The organism is Amycolatopsis sp. WAC 01376 (assembly GCF_003947415.1).
In the GTDB taxonomy this organism is placed as follows: domain Bacteria; phylum Actinomycetota; class Actinomycetes; order Mycobacteriales; family Pseudonocardiaceae; genus Amycolatopsis.
Genome location: NZ_QHKL01000008.1, coordinates 278,579 through 297,025 on the forward strand (window position 1 = coordinate 278,579; position 18,447 = coordinate 297,025).

The following is an 18,447-nucleotide window of genomic DNA, read 5'->3' on the forward strand; positions in this document are numbered from 1 at the left end:
CCTGCGCGAAGCCGAGGCGCCGACGTCGAATACGGCATGTCCCCCCGCAGAATCGTCACCCGAAGGGTCTGCACGGACAACATGTCCAACGGGCGGGTTTTTCTGCGGTGAAAGGGACTGCGGCGAGAGGCGTGTGGAAATAGGGACGTTGAGTGTCCCTATTCCCACACACCTCTTACCCAACGTCACCACATCACGGCTCTTTCCTGGTGCGCCTGGCCGAAGACGTCCATCACCGCATCAGACGCAGCGAAGGGAGCCTTCGCCCCACCACTGGGCCCGGACCAAAGGAGCCGCCCCTGCCTAAAGCGTCCACTGTGGACACGTTCGGGGATCGAATGTCCGATTCATGGCGAAATAAGCAATTCTGTCAAGGGGTCGTGAGTGGCAATGGTCGTTCTAACCCTCTTTGCCACTCACGACCACCCGCACCTACACCGAGTCGAACTCGGACTCGAATTCCTCGATCTCGTCCCGTCCCATGTCGACCAGTTCGAAGTCGGCGGCGGGACGGCGGGCCGCGGGGACCTCGTCCGGTTCCTCCCCCAGTTCGACGAACGACGCGAGTCCCGCCGGTGTCCGGTACTCGAACACCTCCCGCGCGCCGAAGGCCATTCCTTCGCGACGGGCCCGCGCCGCCAGCTGCATCGAAGTGATCGAATCGCCGCCCAGCTCGAAGAATCCGTCGTCCGCGCCGACCCGTTCCAGCCCGAGCACGCCGGCGAAGAGCCCGCACAACACCCGCTCGATTTCCGTGACCGGCTCCCGGCCGGAAACGCGTTCACCGAAGTCGGGCGCGGGCAGCGCCTCTCGATCGATCTTCCCGTTCGCCGTCACCGGCCACGCGTCCAGCACGATCACCGCCGCCGGCACCAGGTGATCCGGCAACACCCGGGCGACCTGCTCGCGCAGCCGTCCCGGACGCACCTCCTGATCGGACACGACGTACCCGATCAACCGTCCGTCGCGGGCCACCACCACGGCCTGATCGACGCCCGGCTGATCCGCCAGTACCCCTTCGATCTCCCCCGGTTCCACTCGATAGCCGCGGATCTTGACCTGGTCGTCGGCCCGCCCGGCGAAGACCAGCTCGCCTTCGCCGGTCCGGTACGCCACGTCCCCGGTGCGATACATCCGTTCACCCGGCGCGAACGGATCGGCGACGAACCGCTCCGCCGTCAGCGCCGTACGCCCCAGATAACCCTGCGCCACCCCGGCGCCCGCGATGTACAGGTCGCCCGCGACTCCCGGCGCCGCCGGGCGCAGGAAGACATCGAGTACGTACAGCCGCCGTCCGGGCAGTGGCCGTCCGATGGGCAGCAACGGCCCTGTCCGTTCACCGGGCTCGATCGGTTTCCAGGTCGCGCACAGCGTGGTTTCCGTCGGGCCGTATGTATGCAGGACACGCAGCCGTGGGCAGGATCGCCGGACCCGCTCCACCACGTCGAGCGGCACCACGTCGCCACCGACCGCCACGTCGCGCAGGCCCAGGAAGGATTCCGGCGCCTCCTGCACCAGCGCGCGGAACTGCCCCGCGGTGAAGTTCACCGCGGTGAGACCGTCCGCCACATGGGCGGCCAGCCGCTCCGCGTCGACCACGCCCGGCTCGGTGACGATCACCCGCGCACCCGATACGAGCGGCACCCACACGTCGTACAACGACGCGTCGAAGGTGTGCGGAGCGTGCATCAGCACCGCGCCACCGGCATGGACGCCCCACCCGGGATCCCCGGCCAGCGCCGCCACGCCTCCGTGTGAGATCACCGCGCCCTTCGGGGCGCCGGTCGATCCGGACGTGTACATCACATACGCCGGATCGTCCGCCCCGATCGGGACAACGGAGGTCTCGTGGCCGAGGGCGTCGTCGACGATGATCCGCCGATACCCGGCGGGCACCGCACCCGAGGTCTCCGCTCGGCACATCACCACCGCGACGGCGGAGTCGGCCAGCATGTAGGCCACCCGGTCAGCGGGGTAGCCGGGATCGACGGGGATGAAGGCCGCTCCCGCCTTCCAGACCGCGAGCCAGGCCGCCGGCACCTGCGCCGACCGCTCCAACATCACCCCGACGCGGTCGCCGCGCCGCACGCCCCGCGCCCTCAGCGCCGTCGCCAGCCGGCCGGACCACTCGTCGAGCTCACCGAACGACCAGCTCCGGCCCCCGTCCGTCAACGCCGTCGCGTGCGGCGTCCGTTCCACCTGACGGCGGAACAGGTCCACGGCCGACGGCGCGTCCACCGGGTCGTCCGTTTCGTTCCAGCGCTCGACCACCAGCGCGCGGCCGGCGTCGTCCAGCACGTCCAGCCTGCCGACGGCCGTCCCCGGCTCCGCGATCATCCGCTCCAGCACCAGGGTGAGCCCGTCCAGCGCCGACTTGGCGACGGAATCGGCGACGACGTCCGCGTGATATTGCAGTTCGATTTCGAGGCTCTCGCCCGGCATGACGCCCAGCGTGATCGCGTACGGCGTCGCCTGGTTGAAGTCCCGCAAAGTCAGGCTGAGCTCGGACGACGAGTCAGTCGCCTGGTCGGCGTAGTTCTCGAACACGACGATCGTGTCGAAACCCGCCTCGCCCAGCTTCTGGATCTCCGGCAGGCCGAGATGGTGGTGCGCCATCATCTCGGACTGCCTGCCCTGCAAATCCGTCAGCATCCCGAGAACGGACTGTCCACCGTCCAACCGCACCCGCACGGGCACGGTGTTGATGAACAGCCCCACGGTCTGTTCCGCGCCCGGCAACTCGGCGGGCCGCCCGGAGACGACCGCACCGAACACCACGTCACGGCGGCGTGCCAGCCTCGCCAGCACCAGCGACCACGCCCCTTGGATGAGCGTGTTGAACGTCAGCCCGTGGCCGCGCGCGAAATCGGCCAGCGCGGAGGTGAACTCCGGCGAGTGGCGGACCACTTCGCTCGCGGGCAGGCCCGGGGTCCTGCCGGGGGTTTCGGGCAGTCCGAGCGCCGATCCGTCGGCGCCGTCCAGCTCTACTCGCCACGCAGCCTTGGCGGCCTCCTTGTCCTGCTTCCCCAGCCAGGCCAGGTAGTTCCCGTACGAACCCGGGGGCCGCAGCCGCGTCCCGACGCCGCCCGCCGCGTAGATCTCGAGGAGATCCGCCTCGATGATCGCCCGCGACCATCCGTCGATGAGCAGGTGATGGCTCGTGGTCACCAGGCAGTGTTCGTCCGGGCCGAGCCGGATCAGCACCAGCCGCAGCAGCGGCGGCCGCGTGAGGTCGAACCGCGTGGCGCGTTCCTTCTCCGCGATCACGCTCGCCTCGGCCAGCGCGTCTTCCTCGGAGAGGCCGGACAGATCGCGTTCGGCCCAGGGAAGCTTGACGTCCCGGGGAATGAGCTGGATCGTCTCGCCGTTCTTCCGCCGCTGGAAGCTCGCCCGCAGCGCCGCGTGCCTGCTGACGACGATCTCCCAGGATCTCCGGAAGCGTTCCGTGTCCAGGGGTCCGTCGATGATCTGCGTCTGCTGGATGAGGTGGATGTCCGGCGCCTCGTCGTCCAAGGAGGCGTGATAGAGCATTCCCGCCTGCATGGGTGAGAGCGGCCAGACTTCCGCCAGTGCCGATCCAGAAGAAGTGGTCGAAGTGTTCACGATGCCCGGCCTTCGCTGAGTTCCGCTGCTAGTGCTTCGAAGCTCTCGATCTCGTCCTGGTCCAATTCGAGGAGACCGAAATCGGATGCGGTGTGCCCGCCCGCCGCGGGGTCTTCCGCCTGGGAAGCCAGTCCGGACAACACATCCAGCACTTCGCGGACGAGTCGTTCGATCGCGGCTTCGTCGAACGACTCGTCCGGCCATTCGAGCATGAGGATCAGTTCCGGCCCGTCCGGCAGATCCTGGACGATCGCGTTGACGTCCAGGCCGTGCGGCACCGGCGTGTTCGCGTCCATCGAGCCGCCGATTTCCCCCGCCTGCTGCCAAGCCCGCACGTCGCTCTCGTCACCGGCGACGAACCGGCCGAGGTAGTTGAACCCGATCCGCGCCGACGGCAGCGCCGCCAGGACCGGCTCGGTCTCGCCGTTGAGATAACGCAGCAACCCGTAGCCGAGCCCGTCGCCGGGCACCGCGCGCGACTGTTCCTTGACCACCTTCAGCAACGTCCCGGCCGGCGAAGCACCGGCCACCACACCGGCGAGGTCGATCCCGGAGACGTCGAGGCGCACGGGATGCGTGCTGGTGAACCAGCCGACCGTCCTGGACAGATCCATTCCCTCGACTGGATGACGACCATGGCCTTCCACGTCCACCAATACCGTGTCCCGCTCACCCCATCGGGCCACCGCTCCCGCGAGCCCGGCGAGCAGGACCTCGTGCACCCCGCAGTGGAACACCACCGGGGCCCGCCCGACCAGCACCGACGTCTCGGCCGAAGGCACCACCCACGACCGCGACCGCACCTTCCCCGCCGGTGCCCGCTCAGGCGGTTCCCCTTGGCCGAGGATCGCTTGCCACGCAGGCAGTTCCGCGACTCGTTCGGCGGAGACCGCCCACTCCTCCAGCAGGCCCGCCCACCGGCGGAACGACACGCCCACCGGCTCCAGTTCCGGTTCCCGCCCCGCCGCCACCGCTTCGCACGCCGCTCGCAGGTCGGATGCCAGGACTCGCCACGAAACCCCGTCGACGACGAGGTGGTGCGCCACCACGACCAAGCGGCTCACCCGGTCCGGTCCGGCGTCCAACCACACAATTTGGACGACCACGCCCGCGGCCGGATCCAGCCGTCCGACGGCTTCCCGCGCAGCTTCGCCGGCGGCATCGTCCAGCGAGCCGCCTTCGACCTTCATGCGGGTGAAGGTCCCGGCCGAGCCGCGCTCGCCGACCACCAGCCGTCCGTCGACGACCCGTGCCCGCAGCATGTCGTGCGTGTCCAGCACCGCCGCCAAGCCTGCGCTCAACGTCTCTTCCGTCAGGTCCGCGGGCGCGCCCAGCACCATCCACTGCGCGAAGCGCGGAGCCGCGACACCGTCGCCGAACAGCCGCATCACCGGCGTCAACGCCACTTCGCCGATGCCATCGGTGGCCCTGCCCGGATCCTGCTGGGGAACCAGCGCCACCAGCTGCGCGAGCCGTTCGGGGGTCCGGTGCTCGAACACCTGCCGCGGGCTCAGCGAGAGACCGTCGCGGCGCGCGCGGGAAGCGACCTGCATCGACGAGATCGAATCCCCGCCCAGTTCGAAGAAACTGTCCTCGACGCCGACCCGCGCCAGCCCGAGGACCTCGGCGAACACCTCGCACAGGATCCGCTCGGCGTCGGTGGCGGGCGCCCTTCCGACCGTCTTCGACGAGAAGTCCGGCTCGGGCAACGCCTTCCGGTCGATCTTGCCGTGCGGTGTCAGCGGCAGGACGTCCAGCGCCATCACGGCCGCGGGCACCATGTACGCGGGCATCCGCTCCGCGAGCCCCTTCCGCAGCTCCTCCGGGTCGACGTCACCCGGCGACACGTAGGCCACCAACCGCCCCTCGCGAACGGTCACCGTGGCCTGGGTGACCTGAGGATGGTTGGACAGCGCGAACTCGATCTCACGCGGCTCGACGCGGAACCCGCGGATCTTGACCTGGTCGTCGGCCCGGCCGGCGGACACCAGCTCACCCTGATCCGTCCAGTACGCCAGATCACCCGTCCGGTACATGCGCTCACCGGCGACGAACGGATCGGCGACGAAGCGCTCGGACGTCAGCGCGGCGCGCCCCAAATAGCCCCGCGCCACCCCGATCCCGGCCAGGTACAGCTCACCGACGACCCCGCGCGGCAGCGGGCGCAGGAACGCGTCCAGTAGATAGCCGCGGACACCGGCGATCGGCCCGCCGAACGGGATCACGTCTCCGTGCGGTGCCAGCGGCATGCTCACGGTCGCGCAGATCGTGGTCTCGGTGGGCCCGTAGGCGTTGAGCATCCGGCGGTCGGCCGACAACCGGTCCACCAGGCCCGGCGGGCACAGTTCACCCGCCGCGGTCACCGTTTCGACCCCGTCCGGGAACACATCGACAGTGGCCAGCACGGACGGCGGGGCCTTCACATGCGTGACGTCCCACCGTTCCAGCGTGTCGCTCAGCGAAGCCTGCGGCGGCAGATCCTCGTCCGGCGGCATCACCAGGGTCGCTCCCGAAAGCAACGCCATCATCACCTCGGAGACGATGGTGTCGAAGCCGAGCGCCGCGAACTGCAGGACGCGGGACGACGGTGTCACGGCGAGGCGTTCGATATGCGCCATCGCCAGGTTGCCCAGGCCCGAGTAGGTGACGATGACGCCCTTCGGCGTTCCCGTCGATCCCGACGTGTAGATCACGTACGCCGCGTCACGCATGCCGACACGCGGCAGGACCGCGCTCGGAGCGTCCGCCAGGTCCAGTTCGTCGAGCACGACGACCCGGTCCGCGAACTCCTCCGGCACCGCTCCGCGGGTCTTTCCCTGACACACCACCAGCATCGGATCCGCGCTGCCGAAGATCAGCTTCACGCGCTCGGCCGGATACGCGGGGTCCACCGGGACGAAGACGCCGCCCGCCAGCGACACGCCCAGCATCCCGATCAGCCACCACGCGGACCGCCCGGCCACCAGCCCGACCCGGCGCTCCCGCTCGACCCCGGCCGCCCGCAGGACGGCGCCGAACTTCGTCGCCCGCTCCCACAGTTCCGCGTAGGTCAGGTCGCCCTCGCCGTCGGAGACCGCCACGGCGTCCGGCCGTTCGGCCGCCATCCGCCCGATCAGCGACGGCAGCGGCTCGCCGTCGAGCAACGCGGGTTCCCAGCGCGGCAACGGGATCTCGCCCAGATCGGTCCGCCCGACGAGAGCGGACGGATTCTCGACGACCCCGCCGAGGGCGCCGACGAACCAGTCCAGCATCCCGTCGGCGACGGCTTCGTCGATCTGCCCGCGCCAATAAGCCAGCTGGATCCGGAACCGCTCCCCCGGGATGACACCGACGGTCACCGGGTAGTGGGTTCCTTCGACCGTGCCCAGATACGTGAACCGGTCGGCGAAGTCCCGCGGATAGTTCTCGAACACCAGCAGCGTGTCGAACATCGCGCCGGGTCCGGCCGTCTTCTGGATCTCCGTCAGCCCCAGATGCTGATGCGGCATCAAGGCCACCTGGCGACGCTGGAGCGCGGCGAGCATGTCCACGACCGGTTCCCCGCCGTCCAGCGAGACCCGCACCGGGATCGTGTTCATCATGAGCCCCGGCATCGACTCGACGCCGGGGAGTTCGGCGGGACGGCAGGCGACCGTGGTGCCGAACACCACGTCGGTCCGCCGCGCGAGCCGCGCCAGCACGAGCGCCCACGCGCCCTGCACCACCGTGTTCAGCGTCAGCCCGTGGTCACGGGCGAAATCGGTCAGCCGGGTGTAGAGCTCCGGCGAAAGATGGGTGACGCGGTAGTCGTAGTCCGTCGCGGTGTCCGACTTGGCGACCAGCGCGGGCACGTCGATGTCGGACAGTTCCGCCTGCCAGGCCTCGCGAGCCGAGTCCTTGTCCTGCCTGTCCAACCAAGCCAGATAGTCGCGATACGAGGCGGCCGTCCGGTCCGGGAATCCACCGGCGGTGTACGCCTCCGACACCTCGTTGAGGATCACCGCCACCGACCAGCCGTCGGTGAGGATGTGGTGGTTGACGACCAGCAGCCGGTGCCGGTCTTCGCCGACCCGGATCAGCACGAGCCGGAACAACGGCGCCTTGGCGAGATCGAACCGGTCCCGCTGTTCCTCGGCGGACAGCGCCTTGATGGCCTCTTCGACATCGCTCGCGCCGGTCAGATCGACCTCGCGCCACGGCAGCTCGACGTGTCCGGCGACGGCCTGCACCGCCTTGCCCGACGCGAGCCGGTGGAAGGTGAGCCGAAGCTCGGCGTGCCGGGCGAAGACCGCCTCCCACACCGATCGCAACCTGGCCACGTCCAGCGGACCGGTCAGCTCCACGATCCACTGGGTTTGATAGATGTCGGGACCCTGGTCGTCGAGGGTCGTCTGGAAGAGCAGTCCCGCCTGGAGCGGCGCCAGCGGCCAGACCTCCACGGCGTCCGGGACCGCGGCCGCCAGTTCCGCCTCGTCTTCCGGGGTCAGCTCGATCAGGGGGCCGTCCGCGGGCTCTTCGGCTTGGACGGCGCTCGCCACAGCGGCCAGCCGCGCGGGGGTCTGCTCCCCGAAGATCTGGGCAGGCGTCACCAGCAGGCCGGCTTTGGCCGCACGAGCCGCCACGCGCACCGCGAGGATCGAGTCCCCGCCCAGTTCGAAGAAGCCGTCGTCGACCCCGGCCCGCTCGGTGCCGAGCACCTCGGCGAACAGTCCACAGAGGACACGCTCCGCCTCGGTGGCGGGCTCACGGCCGTCGGCCTTCGCGGTGAAGCCGGGTGCGGGCAACGCCGCCCGGTCCACCTTGCCGTTGCCGGTCAGCGGCAACGCGTCCACCGTCATCACGACGGCCGGGACCAGGTATTCGGGCAGCACCGCCGCGAGCCGCTCGCGAACGAGAGCCGGGTCCACGTCCGCCACCACGTAACCGATCAGGCGGCCGTCGATCGGCACCACGACGGCCTCGTGGACGTCCGGCTGCGCGGTCATCGCGGCTTCGACCTCGCCGGGTTCGATGCGGAACCCGCGGATCTTCACCTGGTCGTCGACGCGGCCCGCGAAGAGCAATTCGCCGTCCGGTGTCCACTTCGCCAGATCGCCGGTCCGGTACATCCGCTTGCCCGGCGCGAACGGATCCGCCACGAATCGCTCCGCCGTCAGCCCCGGGCGGTCGAGATAACCGTCGGCCAGACCGGCACCGGAGAGGTAGAGGTCGCCGACCACATCCGGCGCCACCGGCCGCAGCGTTTCGTCGAGCACCCAGGCCTCGCGGCCGGGAAGCGGACGGCCGATCGGCAGCACCGAAACCGGCTCGTCGTGCGGTTCGAGCACGTGCCACGTGGCGCACAGCGTCGTTTCCGTCGGCCCGTACAGATGCCGGATCCGCGCGCCGGGTGCGGCCTTCCGGACGCGCTCCACCGCGTGCGCGGGCACGAGGTCCCCGCCGGTCAGGATCTCGCGCAGCCCCGCGAACGATTCCGGTGCTTCCTCCGCGACCGCACGGAAACTGCCCGCGGTCAGATGCGCCCGCGTCACCCCGCCCGCGACCGCCTCCCGCAGCCGCCGCGCGTCCACGGGCCCCGGCTCGGCGATCACCACCCGGGCACCGGACACCAGCGGCACCCAGATCTCGCACAGGGACGCGTCGAAGGAATGCGGCGCGTGCATGAGCACCGCGTCGTGGGGTTCCATTCCCCAGCCGGGGTTCCCCACCAGTTCCGCGACGCTCGAATGCGGGACCGCGACACCCTTCGGAGTGCCCGTCGAACCGGACGTATACATCACGTACGCCAGGTCTTCCGGGCTCGCCGGGATGACCGGGGCGCCGACTGTGCTGTCCGCTTCGTCCGTGACGACAAGCGATTCAGTCCCTTCCGGGGCGCGATCGCGCGTCGCGGCCGAGCACACCATCAGCGACGCGCCCGAATCCGCCACCATGAACGCCACGCGCGGCGCGGGATACGAAGCGTCCACCGGTACGTACGCCGCGCCCGCCTTCCAGACGGCGAGCAGCGCCACCAGCAGATCCGCCGAGCGGTCCAGCATGACCGCGACCCGTCCGCCGAGGCCGGCGCCCCGGCCGATCAACCGCGCGGCCAGCCTGCCCGCGAGGTCGTCGAGTTCCCGGTAGGTGAGGATCCGCTCCCCGTCGACCACGGCCACCGCGCCGGGTTCCCGGCCCACCTGCCTGGCGAAGAGAGCCGGCACCGTCGATGCGGCCTGCGCTGCGGAACTCATCGTCATCCCCCACGAACCGCGTGATGCACCGGCTCGGGCTCGTCGTCGAGCCCGGCTCCGTCACTTTCCGGCCGGGCTCCGTTCCGGTCCGGCCTGGCGAACTGCGTGTGGTACAGCTCCGCGTAAAGACCGCCCTCGGCCAGCAATTCCTCGTGTGTACCGCGCTCCCGGACCAGCCCGCCGTCGATCACGAGGATCTGATCGGCCTCACGGATCGTGGAGAGCCGGTGGGCGATCACCAGCGAGGTACGGTCGCGCAGAGCGGTCTTCAGTGCCCGTTGGACAGCGGCCTCCGACTCGGAGTCCAGATGAGCGGTCGCTTCGTCGAGCACGACGATCGCGGGCGCCTTCAGCAGCAAGCGGGCGATGGCCAGTCGTTGCTTTTCCCCACCCGACAAGCGGTAGCCGTGATCGCCGGTGATGGTGTCCAGCCCGCTGGGGAGGGATTTGATCAAGTCCCAGATCTGGGCACCTTCACACGCCGCGATCAACTCGTCCTCGGTCGCGGTGGGGCGAGCGTAGAGCAGGTTCTCCCGGATGGAGTCGTGGAAGAGATAAGTGTCCTGGCTGACCACCCCCACGGTTTCACGGAGCGAATCGAAGGTGAGATCCCGCAGGTCGTGGTCACCGACGCGGACGACACCGGAAGTCGGGTCGTACAGCCGGGACACCAAGTGGGTGAGGGTGCTCTTCCCCGCCCCGGAAGGGCCGACGAGCGCGGTGAGGGTCCCGGCAGGCACGTGGAAGCTGACGCCGCGCAGGACCTCCGCCGTCCTTTGCCCGCCTTCCCGTTCGGCCCGCACGTGCTCCAGCGACGACAGGGAAACCTCGTCCGCGGTGGGATAGCGGAACGACACGTCGTCGAATCGGACGTCCGGTGCCCTGTTCCCGGCGAGCGCGACCGCGTCGGGGCTTTCCTTGATCAGCGGCTTCAGGTCGAGCAGCTCGAAGACCCGGGAAAAGGCCACCACCACGGTCAGCGCGGACTCCTGCATCCCGGACAGCTGGGTGATCGGCCCGAACAGCCGTCCCAGCAGGGTGGCGATGGCGACCAGCGTGCCGAGCTGGAATACCCCGGCGATCACGAGCCCACCGCCGACCCCGTAGACGAGCGCCGTGGCGAGCGAGGCCATCAGCGCCATGATGACGAAAGCCATCCGGCCGTACACCGACAGGCGGACACCGATCCCGCGGATCCGCTCGGCACGGGCTTCGTAATCGGCCTTCTCCTCCGCCGGACGGCCGAAGAGCTTGGAGAGCATCGCCCCCTGAACGTTGAACCGCTCCTGAAGAAGCCCGCCCAGAGAGGAGTTCGCCTCCATCAGCCGCCGGGTGTGCCGCTGGATCAGCCTGCCCCCGTAGACCCAGGGCACGAGGAAGACCGGGATCAGCACCAGTGAGACGAGGGCGACGAGCCACGAAAGGTAGAACATCGAGGCCAGCACCAGCACGATCGTGACCGCGCTGGTCGCCGCCATCAGCACGGAACTGAACGCCTGCTGCGCCATGACCAGTTCCGTGTGCAGCCTGCCGACCAGCACGCCGGTCTGGGTACGGGTGAAGAACGCGATCGGCAGACGCCGGACATGGTCGATCGCCTGAACCCGGAGGTCGTAGGTGACCCCCTGCCCGATCCGCCCGGAAATGTAGCCAGACACCAGTGCCAGCAGCGCGCCTGCCACGGCGAGTCCGGCGGCCAGTGCGGCCATCGAGACCACGGTCCCGAGGTCGTTCTCGAGAATGCCGCCGTCGACCAGTTCCTTCAGCAGCAAGGGGGTCGCGACGATGATCAACGACTCCAGTGCGGCGACGAGGAAGAAGAGCGCCACCTTGCCGATATGCGGCCGGAAGTACGAGAGCACCCTGCGCAGGGTCCCCGGCCGGATCCTGGTCTGCCAAGGGTCGGGGTCGTCATCGCTCTTCTTCACCCCCCCGAAGCGCATCACTACGTCCATCCAGGCACCCCTCTCACACGCGAAGTCGGCGATCTCAATCGTGCTGAATCGTGTCGTTGTCCACGAGTGGGCGCAGGCGAACATCCGCGGCACCGGTTCCCGCACCGTCCACAAGGGACTACCCCGGCGAAACCGGTGTTCCGGGAATCCTGGCGTGGCCGGACACCCCGCGCCGCAGCAGCTCCGTCAGCTCGTCGAGATCACCGGACCGCAGCGCCGTAGCCGCCGTGACGAGTTCCGCCGCGATCCGTTCGAGCACGTCTGCCACCGGCACCGCGTTCCCGGCGAGGATCATCCGCCACAGCAGGGGATTCCCGGCGGCGATGCGGGTCACGTCGCGCAGCCCCTGCCCCGCGAGGCCCAGCGTGACGTCGTCACCGGCGGACAGGCTCGCCGCCACCGCCGAGGCCACCACGTGCGGCGCGTGCGACACCAGCGCCACCGCCGTGTCGTGTTCGCCCGCGCTCACGGTCACCGCCTTCGCCCCGCACATCGACACCAGGTCACGGACGAGCCGCACAGCGTCCGCTTCTGTCTCGCTGCCGGGGCAAAGCGCCCAGGGACGGCCCGAGAAAAGGCAGGCACGGGCCGCGGCCGGGCCGGATCGCTCCCGGCCGGCAAGCGGATGTCCCGGCACATAGGAAGTCTGGTCGCAGCCGAGCCGCACCGCGTCGGCGATCGGGCCCGCCTTGACACTGGCCACGTCGGTGTACGCCCGCGCGACCTCCTGCTTCTGGAGGTCCGCCAGCCGCTCCCCCACGAACTGCGGCGGCACGGCGATCACCGCGAGGTCCACTTTCTCGCCGGTCCACACCGCACCGGCTCCGAGCTCCACAGCCAGCCGGAGGGCGAGCACGTCGACGTCGGTGAGGCGGACCGCCACGCCCTTGTCACGCAGGGCCAGCGCGACCGAGGTGCCGATCAACCCGGTACCGACTACGAGCGCCTTCTCGATGGTCACCACTACTTCTTAAGCCGCGCGACGAGCGCTGTCGAGCGACCGGCCTTGGCACCGCCGAAGCGGACGAAGACTGTCCACTATGGATCACCGGCCCGCCCCGCCTCACCGAAGATCGCGAAAGGGGACTTTCTCCGCCTGACGCACGGAGAAAGTCCCCAACCGCAAGCCGCTCACCGTCGGACGATCACCTGGCGGCCAGATCGGTCGCCCGGCTCTCCAGGTGATCCGCGAAACCCGCCCAGACCCGAGCGTGGTCCCTGGCGAACCCGGCGACCACCCCATACAGATGCGGCGGGACACCGCGCAGGATTCTTTCCCATTCCTGCCCGTCGATGGAATGCATGGCGAGCATGCGCAGCAGGATCCGGCCGACTTCGCTCAGCCGCAGGGCGGGATCGGCCTTGAGCCGCTCCAGCACGGCGATTCGCTCTCGATCAAGGGACTGCCCCAGATCGGATTCGGTCAGGCTCAGTGAATGCGGTTTGGTCCGCAATTTCCTGCTCCCGTCCGGGGTCGGGCTCTCACCGCGCTCCAACCGGCCCCGCACATCGCGAACCGTCTCCGGGGAGATGCCGACCTGTTTGGCGACCTGCCTGAGCGAAAGGCCAGGGTCATTGCGAATGAGGTCGGCCGCGAGTCTTCGCCTCTCCGAACTGTCGACGGGGCGGATACGTCCGTCCCGCCCGATCCTGGCGTCGTTTCCCCCCTCGCCGCCACGCTTGCGCAGGTCCGCCACCGTGCCGGCGGAGATGCCGGTCACCGAGGCCACCCGCCGGTCGGACCATTGCGGATGAGTCCCGATGATCCGGACGGCCGCCCGTTTGCGGTCCGCGAGCGAAAGCGGCAGGCCATGCCGGATATTCGCTTCCACGGCCAAGACGAAGGCGTCGGATTCCGTCCCTTCGATGAACTTTGCCAGAATTTTCGTATCACCGCGAACTCGTGCCGCCGTCAATCGATGCAGGCCATCGACCACCTGCATCGTTGATCGGTGAACAAGAATAGGCGGAAGCTCCCACTCTGCCGACAAGAGCATTTCGACATGCTCCGGATCCTCGCCCGAAGTTCTCGGCGAGTACACGGAAGACAGTCTCGACAGCTCGATTTCGACGACCGGGAGAGCAGATAGGTCAACTCTCGTCGGATCCACCTAGCCCCCATTGAATCTCTTATTCGTCAACTTTCAGACATGACACGGAGCCTCACCGTCCAACCGCTCAACATCGATGGTTGGACATCGCGATCCCGTCCAGCGTCGACTTCGGCGACACGGCGGGCCTCCTCGACGGTGAGGATCCCTCGAACACCACCGGCGGACCCGGATACACGGGCCGCCACGGCCTCCCAGACGACCGGTGGCAGTGTGTCCACAAGACATCCACTCGACGACGTCGATCGGCAAGGCCGCACCCGGGCAGCCCGACAAAGCCGATACCTGCCGCAACGCGAGGTCTCGGGACGTATTTCCGATCTAGCGTTCCCGGCTCCAGCTTAGAACAGCGGTCACCGACCGGAACCCATGACAGCCTCGTGCTCGCGAGACAACGTCGCCCCCCCTCGATCCCCCTCGATCCCCAGTAGTGCGAACCATGTCAGCCCCAGTGAGTCCGCACGAGATCAGCATGGCACGGTCAATCCTTGGCGTGCAATTGACGAATAGTGTGATTTCCGCAGTGCGAGCACCATGCAAGATCAATATTCGAAGTCCGCACTCGGTATTGACTCGGTCGCCCGCCACGGCTACGGCACTCCGGCCCATACCGGCCAAGGGGCCGATAGCTGGGCTGTTCGCGGAAATTGCTACGCCATTCGCGGGACCGCCGCTATTCGTAGGATGATCACAGCACGCGTCGGCCGCGTCCCGTTCTTTGTCACTTGTTCACACGAATGGCGGAGCCTGGCTTCCCGCATGATCGCTGCCGCACTCGCAAGGAAGATACGCTACGTGAGCGAGAATGTGCCGGGCGCACACGCCGATACGGGCTGGAATGAAGCCGATCCCGAGTCACCAGGGAACTCCGGAAAGAAGAATGCCGCGGGCGCCATAGGGCACCCGCGGCATCGTGATCGTCCGGCTCGCGCCGACGGAGGGCGGCGCGAGTCCGGCTACTCGATCGGGAAATCGAAATACGTGTCCGGGTAAGGCTCGTCCTTCAGGCTGTAGTGCCACCACTCGTACTCGTACGCGTTGAAGCCCGAACCCTCCATGACAGCGCGGAGGTGTCCACGGTTCTTCGTCGCTTCTTCCGTGACTCCCGCTGCCCCGTGATGCGAGACGACGTCCATCAGGTCGTGGTCGCCACCCATCTCGGCGAGCTCACCGGTGTCCAGGTGGTACAGCGTCAGATCCACCGTGCTGCCCCGGCTGTGGCCGGACTTGGTGGCCACGTAACCCTGTTCGAACATCTGGGGCCGCTCGATGTTCGGGTAGTGCCTGGACTTCTTCCGGCCGTCTTCGGGCTCTTCCGCCCAGCGCATGAAGCGGTCCACGGCGCGCTGCGGCCGGTAGCCGTCCCAAAGGAGCAGGCCGAAGCCGAGCTCCTCGGCCCGGTCCCGCGCCTTCTCCAGCGCCGCGCAGAACGCACGCGTGCCGGCGATGCGGTTCACCAGGTACCCGTCCACCGGTTTGCCGGTGAAGTTGTCCCACGTGGCGTACTTGGCGTCCCAGCGGATTCCGGAGACGACCTCGTCCACGAAGACGAAATCATCCCTCATCCGGCACGGCCCGCGAGGGTCAGCTTCACCAGCCGGTCGATCACGTCACCGAGCGAGAGGCCGGCGGCGTTCATCATGCGCGGGTAACGGCTGTACGAGGTCAGACCGGGCAGGGTGTTGACCTCGTTGAGCACCACGCTCCCGTCCTCCTTGAGGAACAGGTCCACCCGCGCGAGGCCGCTGCAGCCCAGCGCGCGGTAGATGACCTTCGCGGTCTCCTGGACAAGATCACGCGACTCGTCCGGGATGTCCGCGGGAACGATGAAGCTGGAGTTCTCGGAGCCGGTCTCGGGGCTCTCCTCCTGGTGGATCTTGAAGAAGCCGTGGGTCAGCGCGACCCGGTCGACCTCGCCCGCGAACAGGTCCTCGCCGTCGCCGAGGATCGAGCAGCCGATCTCGCTGCCGACGACGGCCTCTTCGATCAGGACCTTCGCGTCGTACTGGCGCGCCTCCGCCAGCGCGGCGGGCAGCTCTTCCTTCGCGGAGACCTTGCTGACGCCGAACGACGAGCCGGAGCGGGCGGGCTTCACGAAGACCGGGTAGTTCAGCTGGTCCGGGTCGACGTCGTTGTCCGGGGTGACGATGTAGAAGGTCGGCGTCGCGATCCCCGCGCCGCGGACGACGGAATAGGTGAGGGACTTGTCGATGCACATGACCGAGCTCGGGACGTCGCAGCCGACGTAGGGGATGCCGGAGTACTCCAGCAGGCCCTGCACCGCACCGTCTTCGCCGAACTTGCCGTGCAGTACCGGCAGCACCACGTCGAGGGCGATCGTCTCGTACTTGCCCTCGTCCAGGACGAGCAGCCCGTGCGTACCGCGGTCCGGCGACAGCACGGCGGGACGGACGTTCCCGCTCTCCCAATCCTCGGCGGGGCCGTCGCACAGCATCCAGGCACCGCTCTGGGTGATCCCGATGTAGAACGGCTCGTACTTCTCGAGGTCGATGTGCTTCTGGACCTCGCGCGCAGATTTGATGGAGATAGGATGTTCTTCGGAAAGACCGCCGAACAGAATTCCGATTTTCAACCTATCCATGCTACTTCCCGCTTTCGAATTGGAGACAATTGATGATGGAGTTTTCGACGGTGTCGCTCAGTGCGTGGTCCGTGTAATAGGCGGTATGCGGGCTGATGAGCACGTTCGACAGTTTTTCCAACCGCAGCAACGTCTTGCTCTCTATCGCCTTGTTCCGGCAGTCGGCGTAGAAGATGCCTTCCTCTCCTTCAAGGACGTCCAGCGCCGCTCCGCCCAGTTTTCCGCTTTCCAGTGCCGAAATGAGGGCTTCGGTTTCGATCAGCGGGCCACGTCCGGTGTTGATGACGTACGCGCCGTCCTTCATCCGCTCGATGTTCTTCTCGTCGAGGAGATGATAGGTATCCGTGGTGAGCGGCACGTGCAGTGTCACGATGTCGCTCTGCTGCAGCAATTCGTCGAGAGGGACGTACTCGGCCGACGCGGTCAGCACCGTGTCGTAAGCGAGCACCTTGCAGCCGAAACCGCGCAGCCGCTCCAGGACGGCGACCCCGATACGCCCTGTTCCGACCACTCCGACGGTCAGGTCGCGCAGTTCTTTCCCGCGCACCTCGTTCAGCCGGTAGTCGTGGACCTCGGTGCGGCGGATGATGGACTTGGCGTCGCGCACCGCCATCAGCATGAGCATCAGCGTGAAGTCGGCGACACTGTCCGGCGAGTAGGCGACGTTGCCGACGGTGATCCCGACGCTCGCCGCGTACTCCACATCGATGTGGTTGAAGCCGATGCTTCGCGTGGAGATGTATTTCACGCCCGCTTCGCCGAGCGCGAGAAGAATGGAATTCGTGACCTTGGTCTTGTGACCGATGCTGATGCACCTGTTTCCGGAGACCAGCCCGATATTGGCCTCGGATACCGGTTCCTCGACAATGGTCGGCGTTATGCCGAAACGAGGAGCCATCTCCCGGAACAAGGCGGCCTCGTCCTGTCCGCATCCATAAATGGTGATTCCCCTCGCCAACACGGCCGAGGAGGAGGCGGACGCCAGCGATCCGGTGCGGGGGGCAGCTGATCGCGCTGGTTCGCTGTAGGTCATGCCCGACATTGTAGGCAGCGCGATGAGGCGGTCTCTTATGGGGTTTTCGATGGCCCGACAATAAGTTACCAACTGGTAGCGCCGAGTGCACGACTTGTCGTTCACCTGCGCCGCGACCGCTCTATCGCAGATCTTGCCCGCCCGGCACAGGTGCCGAAACCGTCCCGTGACGGATGCCACAGAGCCACTCCGAGACGAGGTCCGCGAGCTCCTCCGGAGCGTCCCTGGCGACGAGGTGACCCGCCGCCGGAACGCGGACGACGGTGACCCGCCGGTTGGCCGCGCGAAGACGGCGCACATCGGCTTCGTCAAGGGGCGATCCCTGCCCGGCGCGCACCACCAGGATAGGCATGTCCAGGGCCCCGGCCGTGGCGAGCAGGGCGGCCCCCGATCCGAGGACGTCCTCCACGAGCCGGGTGTAGCGGCCGGTGAGCCCGTGGAAATCGAGCCACGAGCGCGCCCTGGCCGGTTCGATGTCGGGCACGACATCCACGAGCACGAGCCCGCCCGCCCGCTTCGCGACGGCCGGGTCCGCGAGGGCGGCGATGGCGGCCAGCCCACCGACCGAGGCACCCACGAGGACGATCGGCGCGGGCTGGCTCCGGACCATCTCGGCCACGTCGTCGGCCAGGGCCCGGAGCGTGGTCGCCTGGCCGGAACTGTCCCCGTGACCGCGCAGGTCGAAGGCCACCGACCGGAAGCCCCGCCGGGCCAGCACCGCGGCGACCGGCACCCAGACCTCGCGCCGTTCGCCGCCCGCGTGGAGCAGCAGGACCGTCGGACCGGCGCCGGTCACCGTGCCCCGCAGGGTCACTTCACCCAGGTCAAGATGGATTTCGGTGGTCACGAACCGAGTCATGGCAGCCTCCCCAGTTACCTTGGCCTCTCAAGGTAACGCAGCTACCTTGGCGAATCAAGGTACGATGCCGAT

General features: G+C 68.2%; 9 protein-coding genes. All 9 read right to left on the minus strand.

Translation table 11 applies throughout. The annotated features are described in order from the left end of the window. Nucleotides 1-432 precede the first annotated feature (432 nt). Nucleotides 433-3,603 carry a non-ribosomal peptide synthetase gene (locus DMH03_RS42715; protein WP_125796208.1) on the minus strand — a complete coding sequence of 1,057 codons (3,171 nt, stop codon included), beginning with the start codon at nucleotides 3,601-3,603 and terminating at the stop codon, nucleotides 433-435. Beyond that, entirely contained in the window at nucleotides 3,600-9,815 is a 6,216-nt protein-coding gene (locus DMH03_RS34570) for a non-ribosomal peptide synthetase (protein ID WP_158633149.1), read from the minus strand. Before DMH03_RS34570 ends, DMH03_RS42715 begins: the two co-directional genes overlap by 4 nt. Before the next feature lie 2 nt (nucleotides 9,816-9,817). Beyond that, nucleotides 9,818-11,770, minus strand: coding sequence for an ABC transporter ATP-binding protein (locus DMH03_RS34575; RefSeq protein WP_125796209.1), 1,953 nt, complete (start codon nucleotides 11,768-11,770; stop codon nucleotides 9,818-9,820). A 118-nt stretch (nucleotides 11,771-11,888) separates the two neighbouring features. Continuing rightward, nucleotides 11,889-12,731 carry a prephenate dehydrogenase gene (locus DMH03_RS34580; RefSeq protein WP_125796210.1) on the minus strand — a complete coding sequence of 281 codons (843 nt, stop codon included), beginning with the start codon at nucleotides 12,729-12,731 and terminating at the stop codon, nucleotides 11,889-11,891. A 184-nt stretch (nucleotides 12,732-12,915) separates the two neighbouring features. Further along, a complete protein-coding gene (locus tag DMH03_RS34585) occupies nucleotides 12,916-13,881 on the minus strand; it encodes a ParB/RepB/Spo0J family partition protein (RefSeq protein WP_125796211.1) in 966 nt (321 codons plus the stop codon). 956 nt (nucleotides 13,882-14,837) lie between these two features. Further along, nucleotides 14,838-15,446, minus strand: coding sequence for a D-Ala-D-Ala dipeptidase VanX (gene vanX, locus DMH03_RS34590; protein WP_125796212.1), 609 nt, complete (start codon nucleotides 15,444-15,446; stop codon nucleotides 14,838-14,840). Then, complete coding sequence (vanA-Ao2, locus tag DMH03_RS34595; protein ID WP_125796213.1) at nucleotides 15,443-16,483, minus strand: D-alanine--(R)-lactate ligase VanA-Ao2; 1,041 nt, start codon at nucleotides 16,481-16,483, stop codon at nucleotides 15,443-15,445. The genes vanX and vanA-Ao2 overlap by 4 nt, the downstream gene beginning before the upstream one ends. A gap of 1 nt (nucleotide 16,484) precedes the next feature. Beyond that, nucleotides 16,485-17,516 (minus strand): VanH-AOV family D-lactate dehydrogenase, encoded by a 1,032-nt coding sequence (gene vanH / locus DMH03_RS34600; RefSeq protein ID WP_125796214.1) that lies wholly within the window; start codon nucleotides 17,514-17,516, stop codon nucleotides 16,485-16,487. Between the two features lie 121 nt (nucleotides 17,517-17,637). Continuing rightward, entirely contained in the window at nucleotides 17,638-18,375 is a 738-nt protein-coding gene (locus DMH03_RS34605) for an alpha/beta fold hydrolase (RefSeq protein ID WP_233611794.1), read from the minus strand. Between the last annotated feature and the right edge of the window lie 72 nt (nucleotides 18,376-18,447).